Genomic DNA, 24,436 nt, shown 5'->3' with positions numbered 1-24,436 from the left:
TACTCCAGGTTGGATATAGTCTAGATTCCGGTGGGTAAACGACAGGAGCTTTTCCGCCACCGGCTCCATCTGCGGGCTTTCTATCATGCTTTCACACGAGACGATCTGGAGCGCCATCGATACGCTAGCCAAGCGTCATGAGCTGACGCCATCAGCACTGGCAAAACGTGCCGGTCTCGATCCCACCTCGTTCAACAAGTCGAAGCGTTTCGGCCCGGACGGACGCAAGCGCTGGCCCTCGACGGAATCCGTATCAAAGGTGTTGGAGGCAACGGGGGCAAGTGTCGATCAGTTTTTCGGCTACGCTTTCGGCAAGGCGCAGACCATGCAGCCTTCCGGTGCCGACAATGCCATTCCGCTTCTCGGCTTTGCGCAGGCCGGTTCCGGCGGTTTTTTCGACGATGGCGGTTTTCCAGCGGGTCAAGGTTGGGATGTGGTGGAATTCCCCTCGTCCCCCGAACGCAAACAGGGCGTCTATGCACTGGAAGTGCAAGGCGAAAGCATGATGCCGCTTTACCGCGACGGCGATATCCTCATTGTGGAACCGGGCGCGCAGGTGCGGCGCGGTGACCGTGTGGTGCTGAAAAGTCGCGACGGTGAGGTGATGGCCAAGGTGCTGGCGCGGCAAAGCCCCAAGAACATCGAGCTTCTGTCGCTCAACCCCGAACACCCGAACCGCAGCTTCGACATGGCCGATGTGGAATGGATCGCCCGCATCATCTGGGCCAGCCAGTAAGCGCGCGGGCAACGAACCGCTGGCGCTATACCGAGCACAATACCTATTCAGAGACCGAGCGCATTTGCGGCGGCATCCATCGTCATGACTTTCGCCCCTCCGGACATCGCCCGGCGCACAAGACTTCGAAGCCTCTCTTCCGGGCAACCGTAAAAACTCGGCGTGGTCGAAACATCATGGGTGAAAATGATGAGCCAGCCGCCATTTTGCAAAACATCCTCCAGCCAGCGGTCAGCGGCATCGAGATAATTTTGATCCGACCGCAATTCGACGGCGGCAAGATTATGCGGATCGACGCTGCCACGGTTGATGCCGGGCATGATGCCGCGGGCGGTTCTGAACCGGCGCCGCAACAGGGGCTGCATGATTGGCGAGGCCATGCCGAAAGGAACGGAGAAATTCTGCCTGTGCCGTTTTTTGTCGTACGATCCTAGCACGCGGTCATTGCGGTCGAAATCTTCTTCAAGCCCGCGCCGTGAAAAGCTCGATAGTTTGCGGTGGGAATAGGTGTGGCAGGCAAGCTCATGGCCGGCGGCTGCAAGCTCGGAACAGCCCTTTGCGGAAATCATCTCCTGCTGTTCATAATGCCCGTCGATAAAAACGCCCGCGATGTAAAATGTCCCGCGAACACCCTCATCCTCCAGAATGCGGGCGCCGCTCGTCCAGGCACTCGCCGGAACATCGTCAAATGTGAAGGAGACGATCGGCTGCGATGTTTCGATCCGCACCGCCGGTCGCGAAAAATACCGCACGAGCCGGTTATTGACCCGGTCTGCAATCGTTCCGATTTTTTGCGTCATACCCAGCCCCCCGGCCTGTCAACGAATTACTGCCCCTGTTCAAGTATGTCGTAAGCCTGATGCCTCAGACAATAAATTGCGATCAGAAGAGACGACCAGATAGGCCCGGTTCCGGTAAAGAAATTACTCTCAAGACACGAAGAAAGTAAGGCATACACCCAGATTCGTCCAAAAAGCCGCGTCAAAGCCGGGTCCGTACCGCGGTCCACCGCCGTGCGAAAATCATTTGCGGGAATGATGACGAGCCATATGACTGTCAGGATGAAAGCCGGCAGGCCGCCATTCAGCAGACTTTCGACATAACCATTATGGGCGTGAAAGGCCGTGACCGCCCAGGTGCCGGCGATATCGGCCTGCGATAAAAGCCGATCGCTCGTCCAGAATGCCTGGAAACCCTGGCCGAAGATCGGCGATTGCGCAAAGGTGTCGAAGGACAGGCGCCATATGTCCGTTCGTCCGGTGAAGGTGGAATCGATGCCCAGGCTTTCGACCAGATTCTGTATGCTTGGAAAATAGGTGGAGCCGACCGCGACGATGTTGAGAAATGTGAGGAGGCCGCCGATCATCAGCAATGTCCGGCCGGCATGTCTTTCCATGATCCAGATCAGCGCGATGGTGACGGGCAGCAGCATCGCGGCGGTTTTCCCGTTGGTTTTCCAAAGGAAGAACCCCGCCAGCAGCGTGATCGCAATGCCGCCAAGCGTTGACCAGGCGTTGCGCAGATAAAGCCCGACCATGAAAAGAATGATCATGGCGGGCGCGGCGGCGTTCTTGTGGTTGAAGATGCCGCGCCAGTCGCCAGCAAGCGCTTTTTCCTCAAGATCATAAGGCTGGTGGACCGCGCGCGCGCGCAGGAAGATCACCCCGAAATAGCAGAGCGCAAGGAGAATGATGGCGAAGACGGCCATCATCCGGTCAAACTGCCGCCGGTCCCTTGGCATGACCACAAGGACGCTGGTGATGAAGCACAGAAGCGCCGTGAAGATCAGGCGTTGCAGCGAGGTGCCGGGCCCCGCCCCAACCACCGAGCAGATCACCAGCCAGGCAAACAGCAACAGGATGGGCAGACGCGGCCGCAGCAAAAGCCCCGTCAGCCGGTGGCGCAGGGCAAACACACCTAAAATCAGCGCGATCACCAGTCCAGTCAGCTGGTTTGCAGCGGCGTGCGGCACAGGCGGAGCGGCAAGGTTCTCAAAAGGCGCTACCGAAATCCAGATATAGAGCATCGTGACGACGAAAAAGATCGCGTCGCGGCGGCCGCCCGAAAGGGACATGGCGCTGCTTTCCGCAGAAATGGACTGCGTATCAGCAAAACGCGGCATGGTCGCCTGCATCGGGAGCGGAAAAACGGATCATTGGCCTGCCTTGTGACGAACAACAAAACCCTTGTGAAACCGGGCCATGTCCAAATAACCATAAACGGTCATTATCATCATTATTGTGCAATTGCTTTAACCCTCTCTTACCTCAAGAAGGCTAAGACAGGAGAAACTGCCATTCATTCGGGTTATTGGCATTCAGATTACTGGCCGATCACCGGCTTTTTCAGTTCGCGAAATATTGCAAGGCAGGGCGGTCATTGTTGAACTTGCCCGGCAATGTCGAAAAAACATGGAGAATGAGGTGTCGTTGAATACGCCGCGGTTCGGCCATCTAGTCAGACTGGGATTGACCTACATGGCATCCGGCGGGGCATTGCTGATGTCCAGCGCCGCCCAGCTTTTGACATTTGCCCTGCTCGCCCGCCATCTCGGTGTCGAACAATTCGCGCTTTACGCCTCGATTACCGCCGTGACCAATCTGGGTGTGCAGATCTGCGGCATTGGCTCGCAGGAATCGCTCATTCGCCGCGTGGCGCAGGATCGCAGCATGTTTCCCGTCATGCTTGGCCACAGTTACCTTTTGAGTGCGGCGACCGGTGTGGTCCTGACCATTATCGGCATGGCAACGATCCCGGTGTTTTTTCCGACCTCGGAAACATTGCTGCACACGCTTATCACCACCTTCCTCATCCTCATCACCAACCTCGTTCTTTTGAAGGTCATTTCGCTTTCCACACAGAGTTTCATCGCCCATTCCGACTTCGCCTCGGCCAACAAGCTGGAAGTGATGTTCGCCGTGGCGCGCACGATTGCCGCCGTGGTCGCCTGTCTCGTTTTCAAGGTGGAAACGGTGGAGGCCTGGGCTTTGTGGAACCTCGCCGCCCACACCATTGCGGCGGTGATTTCCGTGAAGGCAATCAGCAGGCTCGGCAGGCCGGTATTCCGGATTGTGCGTGATGAAATCCGCATCGGCATTCTGTTTTCCACGCAGTTCCTGTTCAAGGCCGTGCGCGGCAATGCCGACATTCTGGTTCTCGGCGCTATTGCCAGCGCCGAGGTTCTGGGCAGCTATTCCATTGCCAGGCGAATTCTCGACAGTTCCTACCTCTCCGTTGAGGCGCTTAACCGCCTGATCTATCCGGGTTCGGCCTCCGCCGCCCTGCAGGGCATCAGCAAGACGATAGAACGTGCCTATAATGTGTTGAAGGCTGCTCTCGTCATCGCAGCCGGCAGCGCGTTGGCGATCTTCATCATCGCACCATTCCTGCCCCTCTTGTTCGGCGACGAATATGTTTCGCTGCCCATCATCACCCGGGTTCTCTGCTGGGCGGTGATACCCATGGCTGTTGCGGCAACAGCGCTTGAAGCGCTAGGCGCATCCGGGCGGCAGGATATTCGCGCCAAGATATGGAACAGCGGTAACCTCATCGGTTCCGTCGTCGTCGCGCTTGCCACCTGGTCTTTCAGCATTTCAGGAACGATCGGCAGCTATTTCATGGTGGAGACCGCCATTGCCGCTGCGGTGTGGATCGCGCTTTTGCGACTGCGCCGTAATGACGAGGCGTTTGCCCCCGCGAAATAGGATGTAACGCCACGGGCGATCTGAACCGGATCGACACAGAAACTATCGTCATCCGCAGCGTTTGCCAGCGTAACGCCGCTATGCGGTTTTCCCGAATGCTCTAATAAAGCCCATAGGGGAAATACCGGCGGTAGATTTCTTCCAGCCGGCCGTTGCGGGAAAGTGCGGCAAGCGCCTGATCGAAGGCCGGCACAAGTACATTATCCGGATCGACGGCCATGATGGAAAGGCCTTCGCCAAGAAACCTGTCGGACATATAAGGGCCGCCAAAGAGCGCGCAGCAGCCTTCGGCGGCGCTTCCCGAAATCCAGAAAGGCAGGCGCAGGCCGTCAGCAAAGACGGCGTCCACCTTGCCCGTCTTCAGGGCTTCATACATGGGTTCATAACCCTCGAAACCTTCAGGCGCGGCTTTGGGAAAAAATGCCTTGAGCATCTGTTCATGCCGCGAACCGGCGACAACTCCCACCTTTTTTCCCGACAGGGCGTCAGCACCGGACCCGGAAAACTTCGCGGCCTTGTTGACCGCAAGACGGGCGGGCAACAGCAGATAGGGGCGCGAGAAGGTAAAACTCTTGCGCAGGTCAGCGGTGGTGGCGATGCCGGAAATAACCGCTTCGCCTTCCCCCATTTCCAGGGCCGCCTCCAGCTCGTCAAACGGTAATGCCTGCACCTGGCATTTGCTTTCCACCTTCAGCTGGGCGCAGATTTCACGCACCAGATCCACATGGAAACCCGCGAGCCGGCCCTCCTGATCGGTAAAATTGAACGGCGGAAAATCAACCGACATCAAAAACCTGATCCGCGGCACGGACGAAAGATCGCCGCCCGGAAATCGCTCCTGCGCATCAAACAGCACCGGCATACGGTTTCCGTCCGAGAGACCTTCGGCACGAGCTTCGCCAATAACACCAAAAAATTGTAAAGCGAAAGCTAAAGTAAAACCAATACCTATATTTCGCGTTACATTCGTCATTCTCATCTATACTGTCCGTGGCAGGATGTGGGACATTACCATGACGGCGGCGGCGATGCATGGATCAATCTAGCCATTATACACGAGAATCGTTTCGCACGACGCCAATGGAACGGAAAATTGCATTTTCATTCTCGGGCGATGATCAGCAATGGAGCGCAGCCGAACAGGCTGAACCCGGGCAGGCCGAACCCGGACAGGCGCAGTTCCTCGTTTCACTGGGCTTCGGCAAACCCTATATCGACGCATTCGAGCAGCGGGCTCTTAAAAACGGCTCGACGGTGGAAGATGAGTTGCTGGCAGGCGGCCTTGTCCAGCCGGACGCTTATTTCGGTGCTTTTGCCAGATTTCTGCGGCTGCCGTTTTTCCCGGAAATCGATCCGGAACGGGTCGAGGATATCAAAACCCTCGATACGCAACTCGCCGAACCACAGTTACTCCGGTTGAAGCCACTGAACGGCAGGCCGCTCCTTCTGATCGTGCCGGAACTGGGACGGTTTGAATTGCTGAAGACCATGCTTGATCGGCATCCGCATCTTTTCGACGAACTTGCCGTTACCACGCCGCAGGCCATGCGCAGCGCAATCTGGAAGGCAGGTGAAACGCGCCGCAGCCAGGAGGCGCAACAACGGCTTTTCAACGCGGCACCGGGCCATTCCGCCAGGATTACATTACAGGGCCAGCAGGGTTTCTACACCGGCATTCTGGTTACGCTGCTGACGCTGTCGTTGCTTTTTTATACGGAAGCGGCCCTGGCTTACATCCACGTCAGCCTGACGATGCTCTATTTCTTCACACTGCTTTTCAGGCTGTTTGCGCTTGTTAATGCTCCGCACGCTCCGACGGAAAACGAAAAACAAGCCCTCCCCGCTCTCCGAAACGACAACGACCTGCCGGTCTACACCGTTCTCGTGGCGCTCTATCGCGAGGAGGCAGTCGTCGAGCAACTCATCGGCGCGCTGGAGCGTCTGGATTGGCCCAGGTCCCGACTGGATATCAAACTCATCTGCGAAGCGGATGATGACGCGACGATCGCCGCCATCAAGCGCGTCAATCCCGGCCCGCATATTGAGCTCATAAAAGTGCCGCCATCCCTGCCACGCACCAAACCCAAGGCGCTGACCTATGCACTCGCCGGGGCGCAGGGCACCTTCGTTGTCGTTTACGATGCGGAAGACCGCCCGCATCCGCAGCAATTGCGCGAAGCCCACGCCACCTTTAGCCGCCAGCCCGACGAAGTGGCCTGCCTGCAGGCGCCGCTTATTATCAGCAATGCACGTTCCTCCTGGCTCAGCGCCTGTTTCGCGCTGGAATATTCCGGCCTCTTTCGCTGCATGTTACCGGTTCTTGCCGCACACAGGCTGCCGCTGCCTCTTGGCGGCACTTCAAACCATTTCCGCACCGCGATATTGCGCCGCGTCGGTGCGTGGGACCCCTATAATGTGACCGAGGACGCCGATATGGGCCTGAGGCTGCACAGGCTCGGTTATCGATGCGGTGTCATCCGGCGACAGACGCTGGAAGACGCGCCAACCTCGCTCTCCGTGTGGCTGAATCAACGGGCGCGCTGGTACAAGGGCTGGCTGCAAAGCTGGCTGGTGATGACCCGTGCGCCCCTTACAACTGCACGCCAGATGGGATGGATCGACTATATCGTCTTTCAACTGTTGATCGGCGGCATGCTTTTATCGTCGCTGACCCACCCTCTGCTATTTCTTTCCTTCGCCTTTATGGCCATGGCGATCCTGGAAAGCGGCACAGATACGCTATTGTCCTGGCAGGGCATTCTGTTCTTGATCGATACGCTGAATATTCTCGGGAGCTACACGATCTTCGTGCTGATGGGCCGAAACAGAATGATACCCTATGAGAAGCAACAGGTCGGACAATATTGGCTGACGATACCGGTTTACTGGCTGATGTTGTCTTTTGCGGCGTGGCGCGCGGTTGTGGAACTGAAAACCAGACCCTTCGTCTGGAACAAGACGCCACATATGCCGGCCGTCAAGAATTCGTCCTGACGCGGCATCGGCAATATCGGTAAATGCAGTTCCTACACGTCTTTCCGGCAACCGCAGAACAAGTCTCACCATTGCAGACGTGTTACTGCATCCCGCAAAAATCCGGTTTCGGCGAGTTGCCGTTATCGATACGGAATACACCAGAAGCCTTGCCGAATGAGATTTCTCCTCCGGCAAGCTCTATCACGCCACCACGCGGGTGACCAACGGCCCTATTTGGCGACGAGTTTGTTCTTGATCAGACCGACAATGATCTGAACGATCAGACCACCGACACCGCCGCCAACCAGCTGACCCGCAAGAGCGCCGATATCCACACCACCGGCCGCCGCATTTCCCGCCGCTCCAAGCAGTGAGCCAAGTACGGTTCCGCCGCCAATGCCGCCAATGGCGCCTGCAATCAGGTTGCCAAGCGAGCCGAGATCGGAATCCTTGACTATCTTCCCGCCAGCCGTGCCGCCAACCGCACCACCGATCACCTGGGCCAATATCGAAGCAAGATCCATGTCATCCTCCTCAATGGTTTCCCCGACCATTCGGGAAAACAAACTTCCCATTCATGTCTGCGCGGGCAGGAAGGAGCTGGCCTTGGACCTTACTCTTCTTTCTCGCCGAAAAGTTTCCAGACCACAGCACCGATGGCGCCGCCGAGGATCGGAGCAAGCCAGAACAGCCACAGCTGCTGTAGAGCCCATCCACCGACGAACAATGCCTGTCCCGTCGAGCGGGCCGGATTGACCGAGGTATTGGTGACCGGAATGGAAATCAGATGGATAAGGGTAAGGGCAAGACCGATGGCAATTGGCGCAAAACCGGCTGGAGCCCTGCCATGCGTCGATCCCAGAATGACGATCAGGAAAAATGCGGTGAGGATCACTTCGATCAGCAGCGCTGATAAGAGCGAATATCCACCCGGTGAATGTTCGCCATAACCATTGGCGGCAAAACCACCCAGTTCGGCCCCCGCCTTGCCAGTGACGATGACATAAAGCGCAGCTGCCGCAACAATCGCGCCCAGAACTTGCGCCACAATATAAGGAACGAGGTTCGATACCGGGAACTTGCCGGCCACCGTCAGACCAACGGAAACCGCCGGATTAAAATGACCGCCGGAAATGCCTCCGACCGCATAGGCCATGGTCAGAACGGTCAGGCCGAAAGCAAAAGCAACGCCGAGGAAACCAATGCCAAGCTCTGGAAACCCGGCAGCGAAAACCGCACTGCCGCAGCCACCGAAGACAAGCCAGAAAGTTCCCAGAAATTCCGAAAGAAGTTTGCGACTCATAACACTTCCCCATAATGTTACGACTGCGTCAACTATTACGTGCAATTTAATCGTAGTCAAGTTAAATTGTAGAGATGCACTTGCCACCTAGCGGCGGCCATGCACGACCTGCCCGCGGGCCGGAAAAGATTTCAGCTATATTGGAAAAATGGAGCGGGTTAAGGGAATCGAGCCACTAAACAACATACTGAAATATATATATATATAAATTTCTCTATTTAGATAATTTTCCCGCTTAATATACCGTGTTTCTGTTGGATGTTGCTGGACGAACCGTGGTACTTCGAAGCTAACTGGCGGTCATCCAAATTCACCAAGAGCTGCATGTCGCCGTGCTGCATAAATCTTTATGAATCAGATAGTCTTATCCCGTTCACCAAAGTAGGCGGGATAGCATGGTCGACGTCAAAGATGTGATTGAATCAAAGGAAATGCGTGATGTTATCGCGGCTATAGACGCGCTGAAGCAACGATGGGCTCCTAAACAACAATCGACCAACCACGTCCACCCAATTGACCTCGCGCTTGTCGGTAAGTACCGGGCCAAAGAAATCTTGCAGATACTGCTCGACAGCCATGATTACTACCCCGGCTACAAGGATGTTCTATCCGTAAGTTTCGGCGGTTGGTTGATCACGCCTCGAGAGCGGCGCGTTCGCGAAGTTATGATGGTGCATGCTGCTCTTGACCATATGGACGATGCCGAATTGAAGTTGGGTTACGCCGAGTTTAATTTGGAAAGAGACATAACGGCACGTTACATCCTCACAAGCATCGATTTTTTGGACGAGATTTATGACGGCTTGGGCGGCTATCAAGCTTTCGCAAACAATCCCTCCTATGAGACACTTTGGGAAGAATTCGAACGCAATGAAAAGGTCATAAGTACTGCTGTCCTCGCCATGACTTTTCTTCATCATGCCGTTGACCGGTTCAGTGCTCGGGGCCGGCCGCTCGTTCCAAGCCTCAACAAAGCGGTGCTCGCGTTGGACGAGTTAAAAGCAACCAAACCGCATTTCCCTTACAAAGAGAGATATGTGTCACGGTCTCTGCTTCACCAGCGATGGAGCCAGAATAAGCAAACACTGGCGTTACTGTATGCAGCGTCAACGATCCGCATCAACCGAAAAACGCTGTTTCAACTTATCTTGGATGGCTTCTTTTCATACAAAAACCACCAGCCTTACCTCGATATTTGGGTGCGCCGCGCTCGCTACGTTGCCGCTCACATCTTTGCGCGTATGAGCGACCTTGATCTCGAACGGAAGACCATGCGCCTCGTTGGCGACGGGCCTACCACCGCATTTGCACCTCCAAAGCTCAACGGTGTCGAGACTGCAGCTTTTGCTAAGGCTTTTCGCGATATTATCAAAAGTTAACGGGATCCCCCTTGTCCGTTCTCGACACCCTGTCCATGGACACACCTTGCTGTTGACGTCCGCTGCTCCCAAACGGCGCCCAGTCGATAGGTCAACGGAACTGAGGCACTGGAGTTAGTGTTCCCGGAAGGGTGCTCACTTGCCCCGGAGGAGGCAAAGGCAGTGAATCGCCGTTGAATACGCCGACTTGTCTGCCGTTATCAAACTTCGGGCAGGTACAGGCCTCACCAAATCGGGAGGCATTGACGGGGCACATCGACATTGGCGTACCCGGAGGCAGTTCACTGGGTCGGATCACGCACTGCTGAAATTTTGGCACAGTCGGCATGGGTGGGCAGGAGAATGCAGTAATTCCAACCGGAAGGCTGTTTTTTGCCTCGAATACAACATTAGTGTTTTTTGCCAACGCGACACGAGCCCATTCTCGACCCGGTTGTTTGAGGAACGGAGGCAACATAAAGCCTTGCGGCGGAGAGCTTTCTCTCACTCCCATCAAAAGCACTTCTCCGGTGCAGTTGTTCGTCGCAGTGAGGTTTCTTGTATTCATATCCGTTGCAACGGCAAGGCAGTCACATCTTCCGAGGAGAGGTCCCGTGTCGAAGTTCGGTACAACACGCTCCCACCTAATTGCAACCGATGCAGGACCACGCTCTGGTGCCGGCTCGGTCCTGAACGCGTTGAAAACGCTGCACTCTCTGCGAATATCTTCTCCATAGACCACTGTAAGGGAAACGGTGACGTTGCGCGCCCTTTCTCGAGAAATCAGTATGCTATCCTGTCCAGAAAATACTTTCTCACGTGGCTGATAAAGCTGCGTCTGCAGCGATGGATCAGAAGCGTTAGAGCCACCGACTATACGAGAGCGAGAGACGATTGTTTCTCGACTTCCGGGCGGCCGCCAGTTTATCGCAATAGTGAGGAGGTCCGGATCGCTATTAGGCTTTGCATAGCAAGTTAGCTCAGGCTGCTGGAGCACGCATGCCTCCCACGCTTGCACGGCCCGCGCAGACAAGGCCTTCTGAGCTTCATATCGAAATTGATCAGTGCGGCTTGAGTTTGATGCATCGCCACAGTTTTCGCTCTTCCACTCATTGAATTTCTGCGAACTGTGGCCGCCGCTGCCGTCAAATATTCCGTACTGAACCGCCAGTTCCGTATTCGAGGACGAGCTAGCTTGGCTATAGTCCATGTTGCAGAACGAACTTTTCGCAGCCGATGATGCGGAGGCTTGATCAACAACCAACGACTGGTTCATCAGGCTTGAGTTAAGAATTGCATCGCAATCCGCTGCGCCGGCATTTACCGCAGCGAGAAAAAATAAAATGGCGGCACAGTAGCTTCTCTGCATTTCTTCCCCCGCTCAATATAGGTGAAAGTCTACAGGCCAACGCAAAAGTTGCAAGGCAGTGTTTATCCGTCTCCGCCTCCGATGACTTCCGCAACATGTCGGAAGCACACCGATTTGATCCGCTCAATATCGAAGAGCAGGCGCAGGAAGCGACCAAGCCGCGCAGACGGCTCCGCACCGGAGCTCACTCCAGATGCCCAGCATCTCGCTGGACACGTTACCTCGACATTTGGGTGCGCCGGTGCATTCGCAATAACGTCCGTCAGACGACGGCCCTCACGTCCGTTGGGCGGTATCATCGCAAGAATGAGCATATGCATCCCGTCACCCGCATGCCACTCGATGAGTGGAAGATACTAGGTGACAAACTCGACAACATTGGCGGCCTTTATGTCTATCGCGACGGTATTCGAATTCTTCCCTACGGCAATTCGGACGTGGATTGGCTGAACATTGAGCGGCGTCGCACACTCTCGGCAAATGACTGGTTTTTCTCCTACCGGCGCCTCATAGGTGACGTCCGGCTGACTAATAAACACAATGCCAATCTCGTCGAAAAGGCTGGCCGAGAGGGCTTCAGGCAGAACAAGGCCTATCGACAGATGGTCTCGCTGCTAGAACGCCTCTTCGAACGACTTGCGTTCGACTTTTTTCGCGAAAAAGCACGCATTTCCACTGACTTCGATGCCATCCGCAAGAACAAACAGCGCGACTATGAGATCCTTCAGAAGCGTGCGAAGAGCGTCAAGACAGCTAAAGATACGTTTAATGATGCCCTGTCGCGCTTCTTCGAGAGCGCCAGAAGCGGGGAATTCGAGTTTGCGTGCAAAGAGGTGCGATCAGGTTTCGCTGCTCGGCTGAACGGCTTGACCGCCCTCGCCAATCCCGTCGCTGCCGGCGACCGTCTTCTGACGATAGAGGCCGAATTCGAAATTGCAAACAAAGGCCTGCGGGATCGCATATCTATTCCGCGGCCTCGGCAATTTGGAATGAATAAGCGGCAGCAACAGGACTTTCAAGCCTACCTACGTGAACGCGAAAGACTTCTGACCGGACACTACGAGCCGATGGTGGCTGAAATCACCGAGCAAATCCGTAGGCTGCTTACCGATGGCACAACGGAAGTGGACCCCCGTCGTCGGTTGGATGAACCCGTCAAGAGGGAATCAGAGGTGGCACTGTCAAGCGCCGGCGATGCCCGCAAGAAGGTGAGCACCACACTCGAAAAGCTCGACAGCGAGATTCGCGCCACGATCAATCGAAGCTGGGCTGACCTCAGCAACCAAGTCGAGGCCGTCAAATCCGATTTGGCGCGAACCGAGGTGGCTGCACTCACACCGCAGGAAATCGAACACCGGCGCGACCGACTGATCGATCAAGTTCGGGAATCTGCCGGACGTTCCACGCAGTTAATGGATGCTTTGGGTGAGCAATTGCGTTCGGTGATGGAGGGAATGGTAAACCAACACGACTTGTTGGACGTTGCCGCCGCGTTGGAAAGTGAGAATGATGAATTGAAGGAGAGGGTCGATCAATATGCTGACCTAGCCCAGATTGGTCTAGCCCTCGGCCTTGTGCAGCACGAGTTCTCTGGTCAGGTCCGCAACATCAACAGGGGACTCGATGCACTTAAGCCCTGGGCAAGTCGGAACCGTGGGCTTGACGATCTTTACAGCAGGTTGCAGATTAGTTTCGAACATCTCGAATCTTACCTGCAACTATTCGTGCCTCTGAATCGGCGGCTGCAGCGACGACGTGTTCCGGTATCGGGTACTGAGATTGAAGAATTCATTCGGACCGTTTTTGGGCCTCGCTTCGAACGGCATGGCATCGAGTTGGACGCGCCCGACGCTTTCCGCGCTACTACGGTTACTACTTTCCCGTCGACGCTCCTACCGGTGTTCGCAAACGTCGTGGACAACGCAATTTACTGGTTGGGAGAGATGCGCGACCAATCTAAAACTATCAAGTTCGATGTTTCGCCCGTAGGTCTGACGATCTCCAATTCCGGCCCAGGCATCGATCCGCGCGACGCTGAAGGTATGTTCGAATTCGGCATAAGCAACAAGCCGGCGGGCAGAGGAATGGGCCTATACCTGTCGCGAGATGGATTACGTAAAGAAAGAATGGACATCATCCTGGAACGAGCGGCCGGAGACGTTTCGCCGACTTTCGTGATCACGGTTCCCGATGACATGATCCTACGAGCAGGGGGACAGTGAATGAGTTTAGACGCCGCACAAGCGAAGCCCGCCTTTAAGGAGTACGGCCTTAAGGCGACAAAACGTTTCTTGAAGACCGCCATAGTGATTGATGACGAGATCATCGCCGAACCTCCTACGCAACTCCCGGAGGAGGATCTGGCGGAACCTCCTCTCTTTGCGAATGCACCGAACGAGAATCACATCGGTGACGCTTCGCCAGACGTTGTACATCAAGCACTGGGTAACGATGCGGAGGTGAAAATTAAGCCGCTGGCGGACGCGTTTCTGGATAAGCGGATCGTTTGCGGCGTCCTTAAGCCGGAGGTGGCCGACACCGACTCCCAAGTCATAGACCGAGCAGTTCGCGCCGCATCCGTCGCCGACGTCGTGATAATCGACTGGTACCTGCGTCCCAACCAAGACAACCTCGCAAGGTCTATCCTCGAAAAAATACTGACTGAAGATCGGGAACTCAACGGCCGGCTCCGCCTCGTGATCGTTTACACCAGCGCCGACCCGCTCGCTGACCGTCGCAAAGCATTGGGCGAGCATCTCAAGAGAGCGAAGTTCGATGCAGTGGAAGATCCCAACGATGACACCCTTCTGACGATCGGAACTTGCCGGGTCCGGTTCGTGAGAAAGAGGTCTATTAATGTCGGCGTAGCGGTCGAGGACCTGCCGGACTTTGCGGTGGAGGAGTTTGCCAAGCTTAGCCATGGCCTTTTGGCGAATTTCGCATTGCTCGGCATTGCGGCATTGCGGGACGCCACACACCATATCCTCGCCAATCTCGACACTAGCCTTGATACCGCCTTCGTTGGCCACCGCATGTTGCTTGGTCACGTCACTGAGGCGCGTGGCTTTGCGATGAACCTATTCCTTCTTCAAATGAAGAGTGTGCTATCGTTGCCCAAGCATTTGGGCAACGCGCTCGGCGACCAAGAGTTATCGGCCTGGCTTGACGAGCACTTCAGCTATCCTGAGGCGGAGGCACATCTGGAAGCTGCCGGCACGACCAAGGATCAGCTCCGCGAGAGCGTTCTAAAGGGCGCCGGTAGGCTTGATGGTTTTCACAAGTCGCTGTTCTTACCGATAAGCAAGAACGACCCCGCCAAAGTCGGTGATATCGAAAAGGAACTCAGCCAGAACTTTGCTCGATTCGCCACTTTTGTCAGAGAGCCCGGCGGTTTTAACCCACTGCCGGAGGGCTGGTTACCGACACTGACCTTGGGTAGCGTCGTCAAGCAGGTGGGCAGAAAGACCCGATATTTCCTTTGTGTTCAACCTGCCTGCGACACGGTGCGCATCACGGAGAGTCGCTATTTCCCTTTCATCGAATTAGTCGCGAAGAAGGCAGCAAAGTCTACGGAAAACTTGGTTATACGGGATGGAGAGAAGAAGGTTGTGGTGTATGTCAGTACCTCGGCCGGATCTCGGCTGTACGACAAGTTCAAGCCTGACCTCTCCGAGACGGTGCGCGCAGAGTCCGAGGACGGCAGGTTCCTGTTCAACAGCTCGAACGACCACGTCTACTGGTGGCTCGGCGACATCGATCCGCTGAAAGCTCAACGGATTGCAACGGACGTCTCCGGGTCGCTCGCCCGTGTCGGGATCGATGAGTATGAGTGGTTGCGTCTGGGCGGTTCCGCGAAAAAGTAGAGAGGCGGGCAGACGCTGCTGCATCTCTGGCGCGATGGAAGCCAATACCTAGTTCCATAGCCGATTGTTAGGTATGCGCGAAACCGGGCATGCTACCTACCTATTCCAAGGCCTCCTAACCGAGAGACGCCAAGGCGCCCCCAAGTGCCTTGTGATGGCGAGCACCAATGTTCGCAAGGCGCAACGGCACGTGTTACATCAGGGTTATACCCTCATGTGACGAACCAGCGGTTACAGCCACTCATGTAACATCTGGGTTGACAGCGACTATTTGTGACGGGGTAGCGTCAAGCCTAAAGCTTGAGGTGACACATGGCTCGAATTGGGTACGCGCGCGTAAGCACGCTTGATCAGGATTTAGAAATTCAGCAACAGCGGCTTGTAGCCGAAGGCTGCCAGATCGTCCGGTGCGAAAAAGTCTCAGGCGCAAGCCGCCGAGGCCGAACCGAGTTGGCAACGATCATCGAGTTCTTGCGCGAAGATGACGAGTTGATCGTCACCCGACTTGATCGCCTCGGCCGTGACACCCGTGATGTTCTAAACATCGTCCACGAATGTGAACAGCGCGGCGCATACATCACTGTTCTCGAACCACACGTTTCAACAAAAGGCGAAATGGGAAAAGTCATTTAGACCGTGCTCGGCATGGTGGCGCAGATGGAACGGCGCTTCATCAGAGAGCGGCAGCGCGAGGGTATCGAGCGCGCGAAGAATCTCGGTGTATACAAGGGTGGAAGTCGTCGTGTGGATCGCGATCTCGTTATACGCCTATCGACGCAGGGAATGCTGCCATCCGCTATAGCTGCTTCGGTCGGCTGTTCTCGAATGCAGGTCTACCGAATACTTCAAAATTCCGCAGATGAGGGCGGCGTGAACACTGGACCAAAAAGAGAATGATATATCGATAGATAGACTAAAGATTATAATCCAAATATCCGCTGGCAAGTCGATTCCATCCCTGAAGACAGGCGATAGCTGTCCGTCGGAATACCGATATCGCGACGCGCGTTTATCGCTGCTATCCGTCCTGCTTTCACCGTGACGGCGATCTCGCAACTTTTCTGCGCGTCGTGCGCAGAAATGAACTCCCTGCGTCTAATTGTCATATTTTGCATATAGTCCGCTGTCTCAACATATTGTCCCGGAATATGCGCGACAATGGTGCGAAACCACACGCGGTTCCCTTCCTTGTCCTGGCCTGTCGGTGCCCCGAACCTGCTCTGAAAGTCTGCGAGTGTCTTGCCTCGCCATTGGGAGTCAAGTTTTCGGTATGGTGACAGCATCGCAGCGACGACACCGCTATTCGCGTCGTTGATCGCCGACGATGTCTGATTCAATGCGGTGCATCCAGTCAGGAACAGAGATCCGACAATAATGGAGGAGAAGGATTTCAACATCTTCATTAATTATATCGGCGTCTTCTACAATGAATCGGATGACTTACCCCAACCCTCATCAAAACCGCCCTTCGCTATGATCGCCATTAAATATGGATTTGTACTCAGCAAGCGCTTCAATAGTGGATTTAATATCCAAACTATATTCTGGATTCTGCCTTTCAAAATCCGTCAAAACCATAATACTATCATCAATACGATAATTTGTTCGACACATTCCATAGAATGTTTCAAAAATATTCTTTAACCATAGCTTCTCACTATACTTTGCCTTTTTAAACTCTTCTATCAAAGTATCCCCTGAAAAATTTATCGTTTTTCCATAGTAAACAGCAGACAAAACTGCGGATATTCTTTCTTCTGGATCGTTGTCAATACGCGACAAAATCTCAATAATTTCTTTTTCCGTTCTGTTTTCTGGCGATTTGTACTTCACTTGACAGGCCTCCCTTTGGCCGTGAACAGCCCAGCACGGATAAGTGCATTTTTCTCGGACTGCCGCAGCTCGTTCCAAGAAGACGGAACATACCCGTGATATACGCTCTCAAAGTGATTTTGAAACACAACAATTTCGCCTGTGGAACTGTCGTAACCTATACGCGCAGTACTATTCCCGCCGAGCGGCACAGAATTAGACAATGCTTGCCCTCCGTTCGTAGGTTGGGCACTTACCCCCGGACGAATCTGGTCATGTTTTGGATTTGCTTCATACCTACCGCTGAATGCCCCGGTGGGAACGGGTAGAATATCGACCGAACTGAAAACATTGCCACGGTTATCAGCTATGACAACGTTACCGTTTGCGTCAACAACTCGTGCAAAACCAACAGGCAAACCGCCTACATCGTTGCCAACCGCACCGGCGCTAGAAAGTGGTCTGTACCCTTCAGGAACGAGAACGACGGTTCCGTCGGATGCGACAACTCTTCTGTATCCGGCCGTTTGCCCCCCGCTTGCCTCCCCGTGACCTGTTCCAATGCCAGACCGCAAACCGATCACACCGTAGGCGATTTCGGTTACAGTCGCTGACACGTATTTGAGAGCTTGGCCATTTGCGAAACACCCATTCGATTGACCATGGTCCTCGCAGTAACCCACACCAGAAGCGACATCCATGATCTTCTGCTCGAAGACGGTGGAATCTCCTGTTAGCCATCGTTCCATGACCTGATAAGAGAGCAGGCGCTGCGCCAGTGACTCACTGACGCCAAGTTCCTGCAGTTTCATCACATCAAGGTATGCAAAACGCGGGTCATCGTTCAGATCACCCAACAGGTCCTGTACACACTGCCTCGTCCGGCAGGCATCAAGCTGACGGTCCTGATCGAAGTCGATCTGGCTATATTTATCTGACACGGCAGCTTTACACGCAGCAGGATCGCCAGCACTGTCGCAGCCCTTTAGTTCCTTGGCGAGATCCTCACTCTGCTTGTGAGTCAGGAAATTATAATTGACGTTGTCTAGCCCGGCGGCCGCGCCGGTTTCGCCTCCGACCGCCGCGCCGACTATTGCCGCCACCCACTGCGTGATGGCGCTTTTCTGGTCGCCGGTCAGGTTCGGATTGGCGCTCAACACCTGCTGCAAGACGCCATTGACGACTTCGCTCAATCCACCTGCGAGCGCTCCAGATCCGGCATTGCCGCCTGCAAGCTGTGCGACCAAGCCTCCAACTGCCGCATGAAGAGCAATCTTCGCCGGACTGCCTTCGGCAAAACCGAGTTTAGCGGAGATGTCACCAACGGCGATGTTGGCAAGCGCAGAGAGGGCAGCTGCACTCTCCTGTTTCGCCTTCAGACGCTCGATGTCAAATGGGTCGGCTGTTGTGTTGGCTTTAGAGAGGTCCGTGTTGAGTGAGGCCAAATCCTGTGTCTGATTGGTGAGCGTCAGCTGACCTGGCGTCAGTGTGGCGCGGGCAACCCCCTGATCCTCCTCGTTGGCCGGCTGGCCGACCACAGGAACGGGAATGCCGCCGGGCGTCAGGGATATTCCAAGACTGGAGCTCGACGCCTCGGAGCGGTTGGTTATATCCGACCATGTCAGCGAATTGGCAGAAAGCGTATTCTGAGCAGGATCGGCCGTGGAACCTATCACGCCACCGACGAGACCAACATTGCCACCGACCTTGACGTTATATCCTCCAGAGCCCGCGATTAATCCGCTTTGTTCGGAGACGTTGGCATAGTTGCCTTCAACATCGCTTTTCTGAACTCCACCGCCAACCTTGCCCGCCGAGGAAAGATTGAGGCCACCACCAGCTGTCTTTTCGTCGTAGACCATCGTGTCCTGGCGGCTGACGATGTTGAGATCGCCACCGACGGCAGCAGTAACCCGTTCACCGGACACAACAGCTCCCGCAAGCGTGGTGTCGTTGCCAGAAGCCAGTGTGACATTGCCGGTGCCCATGACATGGGTGTTGAGGTGAGTGACGCTGTTAGCGTCCTGCTTGCCGCTGCCTGCTGCAAAACCGCCACTCAGACCGCCGTTCGTAAGATTGACACCAATTGAAGCGTTTGCTGACTGGCTGCTGCTCGATGAGGATGAAGCAGACTGGGCGCTTTCCAACAGAATGGAGCCGCCAGCCATGAGAAGCACATTTCCTGATGCCGGATCGCTTTGGGTGCCTGCTGCAATCTGAACGCCACGACCGGTCAAATCGCCGGAGTTGGCGACAATGCTGACCGAATCCCCTGCTTCAATCGTTGTGACAACCGGCGTTAATGTCGAGAGAGTTGCGCTACTCTTTTGGTATGTGAAGCCGATGGACAGGCTTGCAGAGGCCAGCGGCTGAGAACCGCCGTCGATCTGCTTAAGAATGTCTTTTACTCGATACGCCGCGAGCGCAGACGGTGCGAGAGCATAGGCACCGTTCGGACCGCCAAGCTTTCCGGCAGCGTTAGCGAGACTACCCGCAGCACTCGCGAGGCCGGAGGACACCGACAGGCTGATGCCAGCAAACATCTCCTCATGCAGGCTTTCGTAGTTGGACTTGTCCTGCGCCGAAAGCAGATTGACGTTGCGCTCTGCGAGGATAGCAACATCCCGCTCAGCGGACACCTCAGCCGCTTGAAGGTTGGCATCGCGGCCCGCCGAGATTATCAGATCACGGCCGGCAGAAAGGGTGGATCTGGCACTGGTCTCGGAAGACTGGCTTGTTTGATCAACCGACTTGCCGTAGCCAATGCCCACAGAGGCGCTACCACCGCCTGAACTGAAAGAAAGACCGAAACCGGAGCGCTGCTCCTTCTGCGCCGACGAGGCACTTTCTGCCCCGGGAGTGATATTGACGTCGCGAGCTGCATCAAGGGTGATGTCACTGCTGGCTGCGATAGAGGAGCCGATGACATTCACGTCGTTTTCGCGTGCCGTGAGCGTGACATCGGTCCCCGCCTTCAGCGCAGAGCCAACGTTTAGGGTAGATGATTGGCTCTTTTCTTTCTGCTCCTTGCCCCAGAGCGAAAGGAAGCCACCGCCGGAACCGGCGAACAGACCGGATTTCTTGCTGCTGCTCTCCAGCGCGTGCTGCTCCTCCGCCCCGATGATGGCGACGCTGTCGCCGGCGACGCTAATCGCATCGCCTGCCGTTATGTTCGAGCCCGCTATGACAGCGTTGCCGCCAGCATCCAGCTTGATGTTGCCGGACGCGGAAAGCTCGGAGCCGACTGTGGCTTCATCATAGTTGTACTGCGTCGAGCTCTTTTTCGAGAGGAAGCCCTTGGATGAGGAGCTCTGTTCGAACTCCGCCGTATTCTTGCCCGACGCGATCAGAAGATCGCCGCCCGCGCTGACATTGATATCGGCTTTGCTGGTCTCATCGCCAGCCATCACCTTCGAGGCGGAGACGACGGTATCTCCACCTGAGACGATGGACACGCCCTTCCCGCCGCTGACCGATGAGCCGACGACAGTCTGCGTTTCCGTGTGGCTCGTCGTCTGTTTGCTTCCGCCGAACAGACCGCCCTTTTTCCTGTAGGTGTAATCTATCGTGGTGGTGTCGATGGCCTCAGCGACTGTCACATCGCCGGTCGCCTTCAGACCAACCGTTCCATCGGCAGCAATGTTGCTGCCGATGACGTTGAGGTTGCCACCTGCATTGGCTGAGACCGACCCGCCCGCGGTGATCTCGGAACCCTGGCTGGTGGTTCTCACAACCGTCGTAGAACTCCGCTTGTCGCGCAAAGTGCTGGTCGTTGACCGTTCGGTGACGGAGATATTGATGTCTCCGTCAGACGTCAGGCCGAGATTGCCGCCGGCCGTCACCTTCGCATTGGCGAGCAGAATGCCCTCATTGCCCTTCAGCGAGGCATTACCCCCCGCCGTGAAGGTGCCGCCGATTGCCGCGATCGACGAACCGGAAACAGTAAGATCGCCAGTCGATGCAATCATCCCTGATGTTGCAAGCAGGCCGGTATCGATCGTCACCTGATTGCCCGCGATCAGCGCGCCTGCAGAATTCAATCTTTCCCTGTCATTAGCGGCGAGATGCAGTACCGGCGCAAGAACGCTCGCGCCGTTCACCGTCTGCCACTCATAAACGACGACGGATTCGGTGAGGCTGGCGATCTCCTCAGCCGTCAAAGGTTGGCCGAGCGGGCGCTGCTGCGCTCCGAGATAGGCGGCTCCATTGTCGAGAAGCTGCTTTATCTGGGTAATTGAATCCTGCCCGGTAAAACCTGAGCCCGTGGCCAGTCTGATCTGTTGCTCAATATACTGGTTCTCGAAATAGGCGTCCCCAAGGAACTGGATCTGGCGATCCGGCTGGTAGCCGATGCGACCAAGGAAATAGCTGGAGCCATAGAATTTGGAGACGTCAAGGAAGGCGGCGCGGGTCTCATAGAGGAACGTCTGGCCGGGAATGGTGCCGCCAAAGCCGCCGGACTGTGGGGTGGCGACGCTGCCAAGCGTGAACAGCGCACCGCTTGCCGTCATACTGGACAGTAATGCGGTCGGATTGTTCGAAGGCGCAGGCGCTGCAACGGCAACACGGTCGGCGATTGATCCGGCAATCGCGGTATTGTTGACGGTAGCAAAGCCGGTGATACCAAGTGCTCCGCCCGAGCGGATTGCCGCTGGAACCCCACCGATCGCCTCGACGCTTTCCACGGTTCGTCCGGGGCCGATATCCTTTGACGCATCCCGCGTTCCAAACGGGCTGGGGCCAGGCACGGCGACCTGCCACGAACCTTCCCAACCACCTGTATCGCCGCTTGTTTTCGATTCCTGCCACTCATAGATGACATCAGGAAAATACTGGCAGCCGCCGTGCTGGTTGCAATTGAATGAAGTGGTGCGCTGCAATTGCAGGCCTAGATTGGTCAGCGTGCCGGAGCCAACAAGCGTCATGCCTGCGCCAGCTTCGATGGCGCTATAGGCATTGGTAAGGTCGATGGTGTCGACGGAAAGCGTATTACCCGCCTTGATCAGCGCTGCAGGACTGCCTGAAGATATGAGGCGATCCTCGACAACGTCCCGGTAAACGTGGTGAGCGGGAGATCCAATGACGAATCGCTTACCGGAAAACTCGACAGGCGACGAACAGTCCCCGCAGTCAGCCGCATAATAGGTGTTATACGCGGAAACGAGCGAGTTGGAGATCTGCTGGCTTGTATAGGTGGGAGCAATTGTTCTTTCGTTGCGCAGATTTACGGTAACGATCGACATGTTACGGCCAGCGGAGATCAGGCCGGAACTGTTGACAACGGCTCCGTTCCGCCCGCCAGAAGCACTTCCAGCAATTGTGAGGTCACGACCTGCGACAATCGCCCCCTGATCATTGGCAAGCACGCCGCCCACGAAAAGTGCCGCGTCGTTACCGGCATAGATGAGCCCCGTGGCGGTGTTGGTCAGGTTGCCGGCGATATTTAGGGTAAGATCATTGCCAGCAGCGAGCTGACCGGAGTTGGCAAGCTGCGAAAGCGACAGCGTCAAATCATGAGCAGCCAGAATGTTGGTGGCGCCATTAACGGTGAGGTTACCTGCTGTGATCGCGATATCACCTGACCCCTGAACAGAACGAGCTGTGCTGCTCGCGGTGACAGCATTGAGCCGCGCACCCGTCAGATCTGTCGTTCCAGATGAGGTGAGATCAATGCCACCTGACGTCAGCGTGCTGTTGGTGAGATTGATATTATTGGCATTGACGTAGAGCGTGCCGGATGTGGCAAGTCCGCTCCTGTTATTGGAAAGGTCGGCATTTTGCTGCCTGATCCTGATGTCGCCGCCGGCGGCCGTGCGCTTGTCGAAGCTGATGACACCATTTGTCGAAGACAGCAAAATGTCTCCGTTTGCCTCCAGACTGTCATAGCGGATGTCGCTGCCAGCCGAAGCCTGCAAATTCCCTTCCGCAAGCACGAGCCCGGAAATCCCCAGATCAAGGCCGGAGAGCAGAGCCAAATCACCTTTCGAAAGGAGTGAGCCCGCCGTGATCGCTCCCGAGGCCGCCGTAAGCGACATCGCCGCACCAGACTGGGCCGTGCCGCTGATGGCAATGGAGCCAGCCCCCGACCATAGCGAAACAGGGCCGGCAGCCGACGCGTCGGCCAAGGCAATACGCCCATCTGCCAGAAGGTTGAGTGCGCCACTGGCCCCGAGAGTACCGCTGACATCGATGAAGCCTGCCCCGCCATTAATCAGGATATCCTCTTCTGTACCGATAGAAGCGACCCTGGCGTCTTTCCCCGCCTTGACCGACACCGATTTTTTTGAGGTCAGACGACCGGCCGAAACACTCCCCTTCGAAGAGATGCTGACGCCGTTATTGCCAGAGGCATTGCCGATCGAAATTTTACCGTCTGCCGACAGCGAGAGCTCACCGGCATTGGCCGCCATGTCGCCGCGCATGCGAACGCCAGAGCCCTTTTCCGTGACAACCATCTTGATGCGGCCGGCCTGCATAGCCCCGAGTGCTGAACCATCGATTGCGTATTCAGGTGTCCCGGAGGTGGCATCGAGCGCTGTTGCCTCCCCGGTGGTATAATCGAACTTGCTCTTACCGGCGGTCAGACGCAGGTCCTCGCCATAGATCGTTCCGTCGATCTGGATGGTACGGGACACGACATCGAACAGACTGACTGCACCATCACCGAGCGCAAAATTCCCACCCCCAGGGCCGAAAGTGACATCCCCTGCGTTGACCGTGAATCCATTGAGACGTCCGTCAGTGCCAATGTCGGGTACGCCCGTCGTCAGCGTGGCGCGTGGCGTGTTGATGAAACCGCAGCCGTCGCAGGTGATCCCGTTCGGATTGGCGATGATGACGTCGGCCCGGCCACCGAACACTTCGGTTGGACCGAGAAGCGAACTGCGGTTTTGCGACGTGACCTCATTGAGGATGACCGTGGCGGAACCTTTGCCTTGAAGGTTTGGATTGCCAGGCGTCACGCCACCCAGTTTCGACGTGCCGATCTCACCGTTGAAGTTGTTGAGGATGACGCCGGGCGTGCCGACGTTGAAATTGTTGTATTTATTGTGCGACAGGCCCTGACCGTTGGGCCCGACAATATCGATGAGCGGCACGCCGTTCGGGGCAGCCCCTATCCCGGGGCGATTTACGGAAGAGCCTCCAGCTTCGGGCGTTATGTCCTGTGCATGGAGCAGCACCGGCTGAAGCACGAGCGTACAACTGACGACCGTTGCAATGATTTTTTGAGCCAGCGCTCCGGCATTGGCGAACAACGCGAGGTCGGTTGCTTTGCGTGGAAGACGCTTGAACTGGGATGTCATTGTTGTTCGCC

General features: G+C 55.9%; 15 protein-coding genes and 1 pseudogene. 7 read left to right on the top strand and 9 right to left on the bottom strand.

Annotation, left to right across the window (positions count from 1 at the left end; genetic code table 11):
• The first annotated feature begins 85 nt into the window (after nucleotides 1-85).
• Nucleotides 86-736 carry a S24 family peptidase gene (locus EXN68_RS12365; RefSeq protein ID WP_046800522.1) on the top strand — a complete coding sequence of 217 codons (651 nt, stop codon included), beginning with the start codon at nucleotides 86-88 and terminating at the stop codon, nucleotides 734-736.
• A gap of 47 nt (nucleotides 737-783) precedes the next feature.
• Here the strand turns inward: EXN68_RS12365 and EXN68_RS12360 are convergent, their stop codons facing one another.
• Nucleotides 784-1,536, bottom strand: a complete 753-nt coding sequence (locus EXN68_RS12360; protein WP_142841047.1) for a polysaccharide deacetylase family protein — start codon at nucleotides 1,534-1,536, stop codon at nucleotides 784-786.
• 26 nt (nucleotides 1,537-1,562) lie between these two features.
• Nucleotides 1,563-2,858 carry a Wzy-type polysaccharide biosynthesis protein UppY gene (gene uppY / locus EXN68_RS12355; RefSeq protein ID WP_142841046.1) on the bottom strand — a complete coding sequence of 432 codons (1,296 nt, stop codon included), beginning with the start codon at nucleotides 2,856-2,858 and terminating at the stop codon, nucleotides 1,563-1,565.
• A gap of 289 nt (nucleotides 2,859-3,147) precedes the next feature.
• On the opposite strand from uppY, the gene uppX reads away from it, so the two are divergent.
• The gene (uppX, locus tag EXN68_RS12350) at nucleotides 3,148-4,440 is read left to right on the top strand and encodes a Wzx-type polysaccharide biosynthesis protein UppX (RefSeq protein WP_161991313.1); all 1,293 of its coding nucleotides are present in this window, start codon (nucleotides 3,148-3,150) and stop codon (nucleotides 4,438-4,440) included.
• Between the two features lie 100 nt (nucleotides 4,441-4,540).
• Here uppX and EXN68_RS12345 read toward each other — a convergent pair whose 3' ends face one another.
• Nucleotides 4,541-5,302, bottom strand: coding sequence for a transporter substrate-binding domain-containing protein (locus EXN68_RS12345; protein WP_142841045.1), 762 nt, complete (start codon nucleotides 5,300-5,302; stop codon nucleotides 4,541-4,543).
• A gap of 170 nt (nucleotides 5,303-5,472) precedes the next feature.
• On the opposite strand from EXN68_RS12345, the gene EXN68_RS12340 reads away from it, so the two are divergent.
• Complete coding sequence (locus EXN68_RS12340) at nucleotides 5,473-7,434, top strand: glycosyltransferase family 2 protein (RefSeq protein ID WP_161991312.1); 1,962 nt, start codon at nucleotides 5,473-5,475, stop codon at nucleotides 7,432-7,434.
• A gap of 212 nt (nucleotides 7,435-7,646) precedes the next feature.
• On the opposite strand, the gene EXN68_RS12335 is transcribed toward EXN68_RS12340, so the two are convergent.
• Both EXN68_RS12335 and aqpZ read right to left on the bottom strand, forming a co-directional pair.
• A complete protein-coding gene (locus EXN68_RS12335) occupies nucleotides 7,647-7,940 on the bottom strand; it encodes a hypothetical protein (protein ID WP_046800726.1) in 294 nt (97 codons plus the stop codon).
• An 89-nt stretch (nucleotides 7,941-8,029) separates the two neighbouring features.
• Nucleotides 8,030-8,719, bottom strand: a complete 690-nt coding sequence (aqpZ, locus tag EXN68_RS12330; protein WP_142841044.1) for an aquaporin Z — start codon at nucleotides 8,717-8,719, stop codon at nucleotides 8,030-8,032.
• Nucleotides 8,720-9,114: 395 nt separating this feature from the next.
• Here aqpZ and EXN68_RS12325 point away from each other — a divergent pair, with 395 nt between their 5' ends.
• The gene (locus EXN68_RS12325; RefSeq protein WP_142841043.1) at nucleotides 9,115-10,098 is read left to right on the top strand and encodes a hypothetical protein; all 984 of its coding nucleotides are present in this window, start codon (nucleotides 9,115-9,117) and stop codon (nucleotides 10,096-10,098) included.
• Between the two features lie 91 nt (nucleotides 10,099-10,189).
• Here EXN68_RS12325 and EXN68_RS12320 read toward each other — a convergent pair whose 3' ends face one another.
• Nucleotides 10,190-11,446 carry a hypothetical protein gene (locus EXN68_RS12320; RefSeq protein WP_142841042.1) on the bottom strand — a complete coding sequence of 419 codons (1,257 nt, stop codon included), beginning with the start codon at nucleotides 11,444-11,446 and terminating at the stop codon, nucleotides 10,190-10,192.
• 95 nt (nucleotides 11,447-11,541) lie between these two features.
• Between EXN68_RS12320 and EXN68_RS12315 the strand changes: the two genes are divergently transcribed.
• The 3 genes and pseudogenes from EXN68_RS12315 to EXN68_RS12305 all read left to right on the top strand — a co-directional run bounded on the left by EXN68_RS12315 (nucleotide 11,542) and on the right by EXN68_RS12305 (nucleotide 16,206).
• A complete protein-coding gene (locus EXN68_RS12315; RefSeq protein ID WP_142841041.1) occupies nucleotides 11,542-13,668 on the top strand; it encodes an ATP-binding protein in 2,127 nt (708 codons plus the stop codon).
• The gene (locus EXN68_RS12310; RefSeq protein ID WP_142841040.1) at nucleotides 13,669-15,309 is read left to right on the top strand and encodes a response regulator receiver domain; all 1,641 of its coding nucleotides are present in this window, start codon (nucleotides 13,669-13,671) and stop codon (nucleotides 15,307-15,309) included.
• A 312-nt stretch (nucleotides 15,310-15,621) separates the two neighbouring features.
• Nucleotides 15,622-16,206 (top strand): annotated as a pseudogene (locus EXN68_RS12305) (recombinase family protein).
• Nucleotides 16,207-16,229: 23 nt separating this feature from the next.
• On the opposite strand, the gene EXN68_RS12300 reads toward EXN68_RS12305, so the two are convergent.
• From EXN68_RS12300 to EXN68_RS12290, 3 genes are read right to left on the bottom strand one after another with little or no spacing between them, the layout of a single operon-like run.
• Nucleotides 16,230-16,712, bottom strand: a complete 483-nt coding sequence (locus EXN68_RS12300) for a hypothetical protein (protein ID WP_142841039.1) — start codon at nucleotides 16,710-16,712, stop codon at nucleotides 16,230-16,232.
• A 52-nt stretch (nucleotides 16,713-16,764) separates the two neighbouring features.
• The gene (locus tag EXN68_RS12295; protein ID WP_142841038.1) at nucleotides 16,765-17,142 is read right to left on the bottom strand and encodes a hypothetical protein; all 378 of its coding nucleotides are present in this window, start codon (nucleotides 17,140-17,142) and stop codon (nucleotides 16,765-16,767) included.
• Entirely contained in the window at nucleotides 17,139-24,425 is a 7,287-nt protein-coding gene (locus EXN68_RS12290) for a hemagglutinin repeat-containing protein (protein WP_237681397.1), read from the bottom strand. Before EXN68_RS12290 ends, EXN68_RS12295 begins: the two co-directional genes overlap by 4 nt.
• Nucleotides 24,426-24,436: the final 11 nt, after the last annotated feature.

The organism is Martinezella rhizogenes (genome assembly GCF_007002745.1).
Classification (GTDB): domain Bacteria; phylum Pseudomonadota; class Alphaproteobacteria; order Rhizobiales; family Rhizobiaceae; genus Agrobacterium; species Agrobacterium cucumeris.
Note: the sequence above shows the minus strand (reverse complement) of the source record. Positions and strands in the feature narration are given on the sequence as shown.

Coding starts and splice junctions, on each gene's coding strand:
- EXN68_RS12340 (WP_161991312.1), top strand. CDS start 5,473: ATGGATCAATCTAGCCATTATACACGAGAATCGTTTCGCACGACGCCA.
- EXN68_RS12345 (WP_142841045.1), bottom strand. CDS start 5,302: ATGCCGGTGCTGTTTGATGCGCAGGAGCGATTTCCGGGCGGCGATCTT.
- uppX (WP_161991313.1), top strand. CDS start 3,148: ATGGAGAATGAGGTGTCGTTGAATACGCCGCGGTTCGGCCATCTAGTC.
- EXN68_RS12320 (WP_142841042.1), bottom strand. CDS start 11,446: ATGCAGAGAAGCTACTGTGCCGCCATTTTATTTTTTCTCGCTGCGGTA.
- EXN68_RS12325 (WP_142841043.1), top strand. CDS start 9,115: ATGGTCGACGTCAAAGATGTGATTGAATCAAAGGAAATGCGTGATGTT.
- EXN68_RS12335 (WP_046800726.1), bottom strand. CDS start 7,940: ATGGATCTTGCTTCGATATTGGCCCAGGTGATCGGTGGTGCGGTTGGC.
- EXN68_RS12365 (WP_046800522.1), top strand. CDS start 86: ATGCTTTCACACGAGACGATCTGGAGCGCCATCGATACGCTAGCCAAG.
- aqpZ (WP_142841044.1), bottom strand. CDS start 8,719: ATGAGTCGCAAACTTCTTTCGGAATTTCTGGGAACTTTCTGGCTTGTC.
- EXN68_RS12360 (WP_142841047.1), bottom strand. CDS start 1,536: ATGACGCAAAAAATCGGAACGATTGCAGACCGGGTCAATAACCGGCTC.
- EXN68_RS12290 (WP_237681397.1), bottom strand. CDS start 24,425: ATGACATCCCAGTTCAAGCGTCTTCCACGCAAAGCAACCGACCTCGCG.
- uppY (WP_142841046.1), bottom strand. CDS start 2,858: ATGCCGCGTTTTGCTGATACGCAGTCCATTTCTGCGGAAAGCAGCGCC.
- EXN68_RS12300 (WP_142841039.1), bottom strand. CDS start 16,712: ATGAAGATGTTGAAATCCTTCTCCTCCATTATTGTCGGATCTCTGTTC.
- EXN68_RS12315 (WP_142841041.1), top strand. CDS start 11,542: ATGTCGGAAGCACACCGATTTGATCCGCTCAATATCGAAGAGCAGGCG.
- EXN68_RS12310 (WP_142841040.1), top strand. CDS start 13,669: ATGAGTTTAGACGCCGCACAAGCGAAGCCCGCCTTTAAGGAGTACGGC.